The sequence below is a fragment of the Mycobacterium sp. genome (genome assembly GCF_032162605.1).
Taxonomy (GTDB): domain Bacteria; phylum Actinomycetota; class Actinomycetes; order Mycobacteriales; family Mycobacteriaceae; genus Mycobacterium.
This window is the reverse complement of the sequence record NZ_JAVROT010000244.1, coordinates 1-11,873: the sequence shown is the minus strand read 5'-3', so window position 1 is coordinate 11,873 and position 11,873 is coordinate 1. Positions and strand designations below refer to the sequence as shown.

The window sequence follows — 11,873 nt, the reverse complement described above, 5'->3', positions numbered from 1 at the left end:
GCGAGCGAGGTCATGACGGCGAGCACTTCGTTGATCATCTCGGGGTCCAGGGCGCTGGTGGGCTCATCGAACAGCATCACCTTGGGATTCATCGCCAACGAACGGGCGATCGCCACGCGCTGCTGCTGTCCGCCGGACAGCTGGGCCGGATACTTGTCTGCCTGGTTGGCGATGCCGACGCGTTCGAGAAGCGACATCGCACGCTCACGCGCCTTGTCCTTGGACTGCTTGCGTACCTTCATCGGTGCGAGCGTCACGTTCTGCAGAATCGTCTTGTGCGCGAACAGGTTGAACGATTGGAACACCATGCCTACGTCGGAGCGGAGCTGCGCGAGCTTCTTGCCCTCCTCGGGAAGGAGCTCGCCGTCTATGGCGATGGTGCCGTTGTCGATCGGTTCGAGCCGATTGATGGTGCGGCACAACGTCGACTTGCCCGACCCCGACGGCCCGAGCACCACCACGACCTGCCCGCGGTCGACCTCCAGGTTGATGTCCTTGAGCACGTGCAGGCTGCCGAAATGCTTGTCGACACCCTGAATTGAGATCATCGGCACGGACGTCGGAGCCGGCTCGCGTGGGTCCACCTCCGACTCGTCGGTCTCCATGCGCACAGACCTTACCCAGGTAACGCCCAGCATGCCGAGCTCTCGGGAATCCGGGAAATTTGGATGCGGCGGTCCCGCCCGTACCATTGGTTCGTGACTTCGATGGTGACGCGTGCCGCGCAAGCCGTCGATTCCTCGCGCGAGCGCTCGTCAGAAGCCGTCGACTCCTCGCGCGAACGCACCTACCAGGTCCGCACCTACGGCTGCCAGATGAACGTGCACGACTCCGAGCGGCTTGCCGGTCTGCTGGAAGAGGCGGGCTACCGGCGCGCGGCCGACGGGGCCGATGCCGACGTCGTCGTCTTCAACACCTGTGCGGTGCGGGAGAACGCCGACAACAAGCTCTACGGCAACATCAGTCATCTGGTGCCCCGCAAGGAGGCCAACCCCGACATGCAGATCGCGGTTGGCGGGTGCCTCGCGCAAAAGGACCGCGACGCGGTGCTCAAGCGCGCGCCGTGGGTCGACGTGGTGTTCGGAACCCATAACATCGGCTCGCTACCGACGCTGTTGGAACGGGCCCGGCACAATAGGGTCGCTCAGGTCGAGATCGTCGAGGCTCTGCAGGAGTTCCCGTCGACCTTGCCTGCCGCCCGTGAATCGGCCTACGCCGCATGGGTTTCGATCTCCGTCGGGTGTAACAACAGCTGCACGTTCTGCATCGTCCCGTCGCTGCGTGGCAAGGAGACCGACCGCAGACCCGGCGACATTCTCGCCGAGGCGCAGTCGCTCGTGGAACAGGGCGTCCTGGAGATCACGCTGCTCGGGCAGAACGTCAATGCCTACGGGGTCTCGTTCGCTGCGGACGAGCGCTTGCGTGAGGACCCGACGGCATGGTCCCACGTTGCCCGTGACCGCGGTGCCTTCGCGAAGTTGCTGCGGGCGTGTGGACGCATCGAGGGCCTCGAGCGCGTGCGGTTCACCTCCCCGCACCCCGCCGAGTTCACCGACGACGTCATCGAGGCCATGGCGGTCACGCCCAACGTGTGCCCGACGCTGCACATGCCGTTGCAGTCCGGCTCGGACCGCATCCTCAAGGCGATGCGCCGGTCCTACCGCGCCGAGCGCTATCTCGGCATCATCGACCGCGTGCGTTCGGCGATCCCGCACGCCGCCATCACCACCGACCTGATCGTCGGGTTCCCCGGCGAGACCGAAGAGGACTTCGTCGCGACCCTCGACGTGGTCGAACGTGCGCGCTTCGCCAGTGCGTTCACGTTCCAGTACTCCAAACGGCCCGGCACCCCCGCCGCCGAGCTTCCCGGTCAGCTTCCGAAAACCGTTGTGCAAGAGCGCTATATGCGTCTGATCGAACTTCAGGAGCGAATCTCGCTCGAGGAGAACGCGGCCCAGATCGGCACCGCCGTCGAGTTGCTCGTCGCCACCGGAGAGGGCCGCAAAGACGCCAGCACCGCGAGGATGTCCGGACGCGCGCGCGACGGACGTCTGGTGCACTTCACGCCCGGTGGTCGCGACGTCCGACCCGGCGACGTCGTGACCACGACCGTGACCTCCGCCGCCCCGCACCACCTCATCGCCGACGCCGACGTCCTCGAGCACCGCCGCACCCGCGCCGGCGACGCGCACGAGGGCGGGCGCCGCGTGAAGACGACGGGCGGCAAGACCATCGGTCTCGGACTCCCCGGCATCGGCATACCGCCCGCGAAGACGGTGTCGATGGGCTGTGGCTCGTGAGCCCCGGTGACCGCAACGAGCCGGGTTTCGACGACTTCAAGGGTGACATCGAAGACGCCGAGCGTCGCGTCGCGCGCGAGATCGATCCAGGCGCAAGGGCTTTGGTCGTCGCGATCCTGGTCTTCGTCATCCTGCTCTCGTTTGTGCTGCCCCACACCGGAAGCGCCAAGGGTCTGGACGTGCTCGTCGGCGACGACGCGGCCATCCGCGAGGCCATCGCGCTGCCGTCGCGGGTCTTCACCTGGCTGGTGCTGGTCTTCAGCGTCGGGTTCTCGATCCTCGCGCTGATCACCCGCCGCTGGGGTCTGGCATGGATCGCACTGGCCGGCTCGGCGGTGGCGTGCCCGATCGGGATGCTGGCGGTGTGGTCGCGTCAAACGGTCGCCGAGCCGCACCCCGGGCCAGGCTTCGGACTCATCATCGCGTGGATCGCGGTGATACTGCTGTCCTTCCACTGGGCGCGCGTGGTGTGGTCGCGTACCGCGGTCCAGTTGGCCGCGGAGCAGGAGCGTCGCAGAGTAGCCGTGGAACGTCAGCGCAAGGGGTTGCTCGACGATCCAGGGGACGGGCCCGACCCCGCCGGTTCCGGGGAACGGGCTGAGGACTCCTAGCGTCTCTTGCCCAGCGCCTGCACGGCCGCCTCGGCCCACTCGCGCCACTGGGTGGCATTGGCACGGGCCTGTTCGGCGTCCTTGGTGCGACCCGCCGCCTCTGCCTTCTCGGCCTGCAGCTCGTACTGCTCCGCACGGACCCTGAACTGATCCGCTCGGGCCTGCGCCTCAGGATCGGTCTGGCCGGCCGACGCGGCGTCACGGACCCTCTTCTCGACGGCCTTCATGCGTCGATCGAGCTCGGGTGCGCGCTCGCGGGGGACCTTGCCGACGGCATCCCACTTGGCGCCGACCGCGCGCAACGTCGCGCGAGCGGCATCGGCATCGGACAGGTCGATGGCCTCGGCCTCGGCGAGCAGCGCGTCCTTGGTGGTGGCGTTCGAATCCAACTCGGCGTCGCGCTCGGCGTGGACGGCGTTGCGGGCCTTGAAGAACTTGTCCTGGGCGGCCTTGAAGCGACGCCACAAAGCGTCATCGACATCCTTGGCGGCTCGGCCCGCGGCCTTCCACTGGGTGAGCATGTCGCGGAACGTCGCGGCCGTCGCGCCCCAGTCGGTCGAGTCGGCGAGCTGCTCGGCGCGCTCGCACAGCGCCTCCTTGGCCTGGCGGGTACCCACCCGCTCGCGGTCCAGCTCGGCGAAGTGCGAGCCGCGACGACGGTTGAAGGTTTCGCGGGCAGCTGAGTAGCGCTTCCACAGCGCGTCGTCTGCCTTGCGGTCCAACCCCGTGACGGTGCGCCACTCATCCAGGATCTCGCGCAGCCGGTCGCCCGCGGACTTCCACTGTGCGGCGTTTGCGGCGATGTCCTCAGCCTCGGCGGCCAGTGCCTCCTTGCGCGTGGTCTGCGCAGCACGGTGCTCGTCGCGCTTCTGGCGTTCCTCGGCTGCGCTGGCGTCGGCCTGCTCGACGATGACGCCGAGTCTGAGCGCCAGGGCGTCGACGTCGCCGAGGACCGAGGCGGTCGGCAGACTCTCGGCCAGCGCGGCGGCCGCAGACTTGATCTTCCGGGCGTCTCCGGTTCCCGACGCGAGCCTGCGCTCCATCAGGGCGACCTCGGTGTTGAGGTCGTCGTAGCGACGCCCGAAGTGCGCATACGCGGCGTCGGGTTCGCCGGCCTGCCAGGAGCCGATGATGCGTTCCCCCGCGGCGGTGACCAGCCACACCGTGCCGTCGTCGTCGACCCGGCCGAACCGGTGCGGGTCGGCCGAAGCGGGTACGACGACCGCCGGAGCGGTGGCGCCCGGCCTCGGAGCGGGCCTCGGAGCGGGCCTCGGCGGTCCTGGGCGGGGTGCGGGCTTGGGTGCTCCGCCTGACTCACTGGTCGTCATGTCCGTAATCCTCATGCCCTCCGCGTGGGTGACCACGCTCCTGCCGCGCAACGCGGCGCCTGATAGCGGTAGCTCTTTGTTGGTCATTTCATGGCTTTATTTCATGGCTATTGAAACAGGTCACCCGTCGGCGCGCCCATGCCTTGGCACGAGGACTTGTCCACGGTCGCGTTCGCGAGCCGAAACGGGCGGGTCGCGGACGCAGGTGAACCGGCCCACCGGGGCGCTGACTAGCGTGATGGCGTGCTGAGCGCCATCGCCTTGATTCCGTCGGCGCCCGTGATGGTGCCCGAACTCGCCACGGGTGCCGCCCCGGAGCTGCGGGACCTCTCGTCGGCGGCGTTCGACGCCGTCGGAGTACTACCGGAACGCTGGTTCGTCATCGGCGTCGGTGCCGCCGACAACGTCATCGGTCCCGGCGCGGTGGGGACCTTCGGAGGCTACGGCGCAGACGTCCGGGTCGCCCTCTCGCCGAACGCGGCGGGCGAACCCAAGCCGTTGCCGCTGTGCGCGCTGATCGCCGGCTGGGTGCGGGCCAAGGCCGCCCCTCGGGCGCGTGGCGAGGTGTGGGTCTATGACGCCGACCACGGCGTGGACGCCGCCTTGGCGCGCGGGAAGGCGCTGCGCGCCGAGGTCGACGCCATCGCAGAACCGGTCGGGGTACTGGTGGTCGCCGACGGCGCGAACACGCTCACCCCGTCCGCGCCCGGCGGCTACGACCCCGGTTCGGCACCGGTGCAGGCCGCGTTGGACGACGCGCTGTCCGTCGGTGACGCGACCGCGCTGACCCGGCTTCCCGATGGAATCAGCGGGCGGGTCGCCTACCAGGTGCTGGCCGGACTGACTGGCCCGTCGCCGTCGTCAGCGCGCGAGTTCTACCGCGGTGCTCCCTACGGTGTCGGGTACTTCGTCGGCGTCTGGACGCCGACGCCGGGGCTGGGGATCCCCCCGCTTGCGGGGGAGAGCGAAGAGACCGGGGGATCGGCCGAGTGACGATCCGGCCCATCGCCATCGTCGGGCCCACGGGGACCGGCAAGAGCGCTCTGGCACTCGACGTCGCGGCGCGGCTCGGCGGCGAGATCGTGAACGCCGACGCGATGCAGCTCTACCGCGGGATGGACATCGGCACCGCCAAGCTGCCGTCCGCCGACAGGCGCGGTATTCCGCATCATCAGCTCGACGTCCTCGACGTGACCCAGACGGCGACGGTCGGCCATTACCAGGGAGCGGCCGCCGCCGACGTCGATGACGTCATCGCCCGTGGGGCGGTGCCGGTGATCGTCGGCGGTTCGATGCTCTACGTCCAGTCGCTTCTGGACGAGTGGGCCTTCCCGGCCACCGACGCGCGCGTGCGAGCCCGGTGGGAGGCCAGGCTCGCGGAGGTCGGTGTCGCGGCACTGCACTCGGAACTGGCCCACCTCGACCCCGCTGCCGCGGCGTCGATTCTGCCGACCGACGGCCGCCGCATCGTGCGCGCACTCGAGGTGGTGGAGCTGACGGGGCAGCCATTCGCGGCGAGTGCGCCAACGATCGGCGAACCCCGCTGGGGCGCCGTGATCATCGGATTGGATTGGGAGACGGCGATTCTCGACGAACGACTGCTGCTCAGGACGGACACGATGTTCGACGACGGACTGGTCGACGAGGTGGTCACGCTGACGCGCCGCGGCCTGCGCGAGGGCGTGACGGCGTCCCGGGCGCTGGGCTACGCGCAGGTCCTCGCCGCACTTGGTGCCGGGGGAGGTGCCGACGCTGTCGCCGAGGCCCGGGAGCGCACGTTCATGGGCACCAGGCGCTACGTGCGCAGGCAGCGGTCGTGGTTCCGCCGCGACCACCGCATCCACTGGCTCGACGGCGCAGCGACGGACAACCTTGGCGAGACGCTGCGCGTGTGGGAGGCCCGACGAGCCGCAAATCCGGGACCGGGAGAGTCGCACGTATCCTGAACAGGTGATGTTCGCCAAGGGGCACGGTACGGAGAACGACTTCGTGCTGCTGCCCGACGTCGAGGCCCGCCTGGCGCTGACTCCCTCCGCGGTGTCGGCGCTGTGCGACCGACGCCGCGGTCTCGGCGCCGATGGCGTGCTGCGGGCCACCACCGCCGAAGCAGCGCTGGCGACCGGGGTCTTGGACAGGATCCCGGAGGGCGTGAAGCCCGACGACTGGTACATGGACTACCGCAACGCCGATGGCTCCATCGCCCAGATGTGCGGCAATGGCGTACGCGTGTTCGCCCACTATCTGCGGGCCACCGGACTCGAGCAAAGTGACGAGTTCGTCGTCGGCTCGCTGGCCGGGCCGCGTCCCGTCGTGCTGCGTGACGTCGATGCGCTGTCGGCCGACGTCACCGTCGACATGGGCAAGGCCAACCAGTTCGGTACCGGCGCGGCCGTCGTGGGCGGGCGCCGGTTCGGCGGACTGGCCGTCGACGTCGGAAATCCACACCTCGCGTGCGTGGACGCCGCCCTGACCATTGAGGAGTTGGCCGCTCTCGACGTCGCGGCGCCAGTCTGGTTCGACGCGGCGCAGTTTCCCGGTGGCGTCAATGTGGAAGTCCTCACGGCTCCGGTCGACGGCGGCGTCACGATGCGGGTGCACGAGCGCGGCGTCGGTGAAACCCGTTCGTGCGGAACGGGAACCGTCGCGGCCGCGGTGGCAGCACTTGGCCACCAAGGCCTCGAGACGGGCACGCTGCGGGTTCGGATACCCGGCGGCGAGGTGACCGTGACGATCACCGATACCACCAGCTACCTGCGGGGACCGTCGGTGCTGGTGGCGCACGGTGAGCTGTCAGATGACTGGTGGCATTCCCACGACCGGTAATTCGGATGCGCAACGCCACCTCGAAAGGGCAATATCAGTAGACACATGACTCATCCCAGACTACCCAGTACGGGCGAACTCGACCTCGAGGACCGCTCTGCACTACGCCGAGTGGCAGGTCTCTCCACCGAACTCGCCGACGTCACCGAGGTCGAATACCGGCAGCTGCGTCTGGAACGTGTCGTGCTGATCGGCGTCTGGACCGACGGCAGCGCGTCGGACGCCGACGGCAGCCTCGCCGAACTCGCTGCGCTCGCCGAGACCGCCGGTTCCGAGGTGCTCGAGGGGATGATCCAGCGGCGCGACAAACCCGACGCGTCGACCTACGTCGGCTCGGGCAAGGCCCGCGAACTGCGCGACATCGTCATCGCCACCGGAGCCGACACCGTCATCTGCGACGGCGAACTGAGCCCCGCCCAGCTGAACTCGCTCGAGAAGATCGTCAAGGTGAAGGTCATCGATCGCACCGCGTTGATCCTCGACATCTTCGCCCAGCACGCCACCTCTGCGGAGGGCAAGGCGCAGGTGGCCTTCGCGCAGATGGAGTACATGCTGCCAAGGCTGCGCGGCTGGGGTGAGTCGATGTCGCGCCAGGGTGGCGGCGCGGGCGGCAGCGGCGGCGGAGTGGGTACGCGCGGTCCCGGCGAGACCAAGATCGAGACCGACCGTCGCCGGATCCGCGAGCGAATGTCCAAGCTGCGCAAAGAAATCAAAGACATGAAGAAGATTCGCGACACTCAGCGCGGGCGCAGGCTACAGAGCGACGTCGCGTCGATCGCGATCGTCGGTTACACCAACGCGGGCAAGTCCAGCCTGCTCAATGCTCTCACCGGCGCCGGGGTGCTGGTCGAGAACGCGTTGTTCGCCACCCTCGAACCCACCACGCGCCGAGGTCAATTCGAGGACGGTCGGCCGTTCGTGCTCACCGATACCGTCGGATTTGTACGCCATCTGCCCACTCAACTCGTCGAGGCGTTCCGGTCGACGCTGGAGGAAGTCATCGACGCCGAACTGCTGGTCCACGTGATCGACGGGTCGGATGCCAATCCGTTGGCGCAGGTAAACGCGGTGCGCCAGGTCGTCCACGAAGTAGTACAGGAGTACGGCATCGCGCCGCCCCCGGAATTGTTGGTAGTCAACAAGACCGACGCGGCAAGCGGATTCGGGCTTGCACAGTTGCGTCGGGCGCTGCCCGACGCGGTGTTCGTCTCGGCCCATACTGGCGACGGCCTCGACCGCCTGCGCAGCCGGATGAGTGAAATGGTGGTGCCGACCGACACCACCGTCGACGTCACCATCCCCTATGACCGTGGCGACCTGATCGCGCGCATGCACGAGGACGGCCGTGTCGACGCCACGGAGCACACCGAAACCGGCACGCGCATCAAGGCTCGGGTACCCGCCGCGCTGGCCGCCGGTTTGCGCGACTTCGTCACTTTCTAGGCGCTGCGCCGGGATTTGGGCCCGCGTGCGCTAGACTCGTAGACAATGTTGGTGTCGCTCCGCGCCGTCAGCACGTCGTGGAACGCTCGATCTTCCCGATGCCACCGCCACACTGACGTGGCGATGCGCATTCTGGCGATCAGTGCATAGCACTAGCTCTTCTCGCGGCGATCGACATTGCCCACCGGCAATCTCGCCCATCGAGCCCGTATTCGCCTGACACAATCTCGCGCAGACGCGGCCGTACTCGTGCCTGAAAGGCATTACGACATGACTGCAGAACCCACCTTCGAATCCCTCGGCGTGCCCGAGCGACTCAGCCGCATCCTCACGGACAGCGGCATCGCCGCACCGTTCCCCATCCAGACCAGCACGCTGCCTGACACACTCGGCGGCCGCGACGTTCTCGGCCGCGGAAAGACCGGCAGCGGAAAGACACTGGCGTTCACGATCCCGTTGGTGGCCCGCCTCGCCGGGGGAAACCGGCGTCCGTCCAAACCAACCGGTCTGGTGCTGGCGCCCACACGTGAGCTGGCCACTCAGATCACCGCGGTCATCGAGCCGCTCGCCGCAGCACTCGGCATGAACGTCACCACGATCTTCGGTGGCGTGTCACAGAGCCGGCAGGTGTCCGCGCTGCGGGCGGGTGTCGACATCGTCGTCGCCTGCCCGGGTCGCCTCGAAGACCTGATGAAGCAACGTCACATCGCTCTCGACGCCGTGCAGATCACCGTGCTCGACGAGGCCGATCACATGGCCGACCTGGGCTTCCTGCCCGGTGTGACGCGCATCCTCGCGGCCACTCCGACCGGCGGGCAGCGGCTGCTGTTCTCCGCGACGCTGGACAACGGCGTCGACAAGCTCGTCAACCGCTTCCTGCACAACCCCGTCACCCACTCGGTCGACGAGATCGACGCACCGCCGGTTGCCATGACGCACCACGTGTTCCACGTCTCGGGCGCCCAGGAGAAGACGCAACTGGTGCACCGGCTCGCGTCGGGCACCGGTCGCCGCATCCTGTTCATGCGCACCAAGCACCAGGCGCGCAAGCTTGCCAAGCAGCTCACCGATGCTGGTGTGCCGTCGGTGGACCTGCACGGCAACCTCTCGCAGCCGGCTCGTGACCGCAACCTCGCCCTGTTCAGCTCGGGCGACGCGCGAGTCCTCGTCGCGACCGACATCGCCGCGCGCGGCGTCCACGTCGACGACGTGGAACTCGTCGTGCACGTGGACCCGCCCGTCGAGCACAAGGCATATCTGCACCGCTCCGGCCGTACGGCGCGCGCGGGCAGCGCCGGTGACGTGGTCACCGTCGTCTTGCCCGAACAACGCAGGGACACCCAGCAGCTCCTGCGCAAGGCAGGCATCTCGGCTCAGCCGCAGCAGGTCAGGGCCGACTCGGCAAGCGTGCTCGAGCTCGTCGGCGAGATCGCTCCCCATCGCGAGCCACCGGTCCGGCAGGCTGCTCCTCCTGCACGGGGCGGCTCCAGCCGTGGCAGCGGATCGGGGCGGGGCGGCAATGGATCTTCTTACCGTGGAGGCCCAGGCGGCTCCAACGGGCGGCCCACAGGCTCGGGCGGCAACGTACGCCGCGGCGGCGGTGGCCCGCGTCGCCCGCGGTCCGGCTCTGGTCGGGCTCAGACGGGCTCGTAGCCGTTACGTCATCGGGTGGCCTGCGGCCGCCCGATGATCGTCGGCGGCTGATGCGCCCGCACCGGCGGCAACGGACCCTCGAACTTCTCGACCTGCACCAACACGTGCGCTCCGGTGCACCCCTGAGCCAACGACGACGTGCCGACGTCGGCCGTCAGCACGTTGGGATTGCCGTGCACACACATGGCGTCGAGATCGGCGGGGTCCTCCGGGTCGTACCATGCGCCGGTCGACAACTGCACCACGCAGGGGCGAAGGGCGTCGTCAACGACCAGACCCGCCAGGCAGGAGCCCCGGTCGTTGAAGACCCGCACCACCTCGCCTGCAGACAACCCTCGGCGTTGCGCGTCCTGCGGATGCATGCGAATGGGTTCGCGCCCTTGAACCTTCGAGTCCAAGCTGGCTCGGCCGCCGTCGAGCTGACTGTGCAACCGCTTGGCGGGCTGGTTGGCCAGCAGGTGCAGCGGGTAGTCGACGGCACGCTCGCCACCCAGCCACTCGTCGGGTTCGTACCACGTCGGATGGCCCGCGCAGTCGTCGTAGCCGAATCCGTCGATGTCGTGCGAGAAGATCTCGATCCGACCGCTGGGGGTGCGCAGCTGGTGGGCGACGGGATCGGAACGGAAGTCGGCGAGCAGTGACAGTCCGGTCTCGGTCGGCAACCGCAAGCTCCCCGCCGCCCAGAACTCCTCGAAGGTCGGGACCTCGAAATCGAGTCGGGCCGACCACTTCTCGTAGATGTGCACAAGCCAGTCCCTGGCGGTGCGGCCCTCGGTGAACTCCGCGCCGAGACCGAGTCGATCGGCGAGCGCCGCGAACGTCGTGTAGTCGTCGCGCGAGTTCGCGTAGGGCTCGGCCAGCGCGGGCATGGCCATCAGGAGCGGGTCATTGCGAGAGCCAGAGTAGTCGTCGCGTTCGAACGGCGTGGTGGAGGGAACGACGATGTCGGCGTGTTTGGCCAGCGCCGTCCAGTACGGCTCGTGCACCACCACGGTGTCGACGCGGCCCAGCGCCCTTCGAAGCCGGGGCAGGTTCTGGTGGTGGTGGAAGGGATTGCCGCCCGCCCAGTAGACGCACTTGATGTCGGGGTAGGTGAGCCTGCACCCGTTGTAGTCGAACTCCTCCCCGGGATGCAGCAGCATGTCGCTGACCGCAGCAACCGGAATGAAGGTCGTGACGGGATTGGCTCCCTGCGGGAAGCTGGGCAACGGGCAGCGAAGTGGCGCCATGCCGAGCTCGTTCTGCGATCCGTAGCCATGGCCGAAACCGCCTCCGGGAAGGCCGATCTGGCCCAGCATCGCGGCCAGGGTGAGACCCATCCAGGGAGCCTGTTCGCCGTAGCGCACCCGCTGCAGTGACCAGCTCACCATCACGATGGTGCGGTGAGCTGCCATCCGACGGGCCAGCGCGACGAGGTCCTCGGCGGGCAAGCCGCTGATGTCGGCCGCCCACCGCGGCGTCTTCGACAGTCCGTCGTCGGTGCCGAGCAGGTAGCGCTCGAAGCGGTCGTAGCCGGTGCAGTAGGTCTCGAGGAACTGCCGGTCGACGAGTCCCTCGACGGCCAGCACGTACGCGAGCGCGAGCATGATGGCGACGTCGGTGCCGGGGACGGGCGCCCACCATTCGCACTCGCCCGAGGTGTCGTCGCGCAACGGGGTGATGGACACGTTGCGCCCGCCGCGGTCGCGAAGGCTCTGCAGCGCACTGCGGGTCGG

Annotated in this window: 10 protein-coding genes; 7 read left to right on the top strand and 3 right to left on the bottom strand. The window is 68.5% G+C overall.

What is annotated here, in order from left to right:
• Nucleotides 1–548, bottom strand: a 548-nt coding sequence (locus QOI01_RS14825) for an amino acid ABC transporter ATP-binding protein (protein ID WP_526382132.1), incomplete at its 3' end; no start/stop codon positions are given.
• Nucleotides 549–707: 159 nt separating this feature from the next.
• Between QOI01_RS14825 and miaB the strand changes: the two genes are divergently transcribed.
• Both miaB and QOI01_RS14815 read left to right on the top strand, forming a co-directional pair.
• Nucleotides 708–2,300, top strand: coding sequence for a tRNA (N6-isopentenyl adenosine(37)-C2)-methylthiotransferase MiaB (gene miaB / locus QOI01_RS14820; protein WP_526382130.1), 1,593 nt, complete (start codon nt 708–710; stop codon nt 2,298–2,300).
• Nucleotides 2,297–2,911, top strand: coding sequence for an Rv2732c family membrane protein (locus tag QOI01_RS14815; protein WP_526382126.1), 615 nt, complete (start codon nt 2,297–2,299; stop codon nt 2,909–2,911). The genes miaB and QOI01_RS14815 overlap by 4 nt, the downstream gene beginning before the upstream one ends.
• Here QOI01_RS14815 and QOI01_RS14810 read toward each other — a convergent pair.
• Nucleotides 2,908–4,239, bottom strand: a complete 1,332-nt coding sequence (locus QOI01_RS14810; RefSeq protein ID WP_526382124.1) for a DUF349 domain-containing protein — start codon at nt 4,237–4,239, stop codon at nt 2,908–2,910. The two genes, QOI01_RS14815 and QOI01_RS14810, sit on opposite strands and share 4 nt — an antisense overlap.
• A 243-nt stretch (nt 4,240–4,482) precedes the next feature.
• Between QOI01_RS14810 and QOI01_RS14805 the strand changes: the two genes are divergently transcribed.
• The 5 genes from QOI01_RS14805 to QOI01_RS14785 all read left to right on the top strand — a co-directional run bounded on the left by QOI01_RS14805 (nt 4,483) and on the right by QOI01_RS14785 (nt 10,158).
• Nucleotides 4,483–5,232: a class III extradiol ring-cleavage dioxygenase family protein gene (locus QOI01_RS14805; protein WP_526382122.1), complete on the top strand. Its 750-nt coding sequence runs from the start codon at nt 4,483–4,485 to the stop codon at nt 5,230–5,232.
• A gap of 2 nt (nt 5,233–5,234) precedes the next feature.
• Nucleotides 5,235–6,185: a tRNA (adenosine(37)-N6)-dimethylallyltransferase MiaA gene (gene miaA, locus QOI01_RS14800; RefSeq protein WP_526382128.1), complete on the top strand. Its 951-nt coding sequence runs from the start codon at nt 5,235–5,237 to the stop codon at nt 6,183–6,185.
• Nucleotides 6,186–6,189: 4 nt separating this feature from the next.
• Nucleotides 6,190–7,062, top strand: coding sequence for a diaminopimelate epimerase (gene dapF / locus QOI01_RS14795; protein WP_526382121.1), 873 nt, complete (start codon nt 6,190–6,192; stop codon nt 7,060–7,062).
• Between the two features lie 45 nt (nt 7,063–7,107).
• Nucleotides 7,108–8,505 carry a GTPase HflX gene (gene hflX / locus QOI01_RS14790; protein WP_526382119.1) on the top strand — a complete coding sequence of 466 codons (1,398 nt, stop codon included), beginning with the start codon at nt 7,108–7,110 and terminating at the stop codon, nt 8,503–8,505.
• A gap of 270 nt (nt 8,506–8,775) precedes the next feature.
• Entirely contained in the window at nt 8,776–10,158 is a 1,383-nt protein-coding gene (locus QOI01_RS14785; protein ID WP_526382117.1) for a DEAD/DEAH box helicase, read from the top strand.
• 8 nt (nt 10,159–10,166) lie between these two features.
• Here QOI01_RS14785 and QOI01_RS14780 read toward each other — a convergent pair.
• Nucleotides 10,167–11,873, bottom strand: a 1,707-nt coding sequence (locus QOI01_RS14780) for a molybdopterin-dependent oxidoreductase (RefSeq protein WP_526382115.1), incomplete at its 5' end; no start/stop codon positions are given.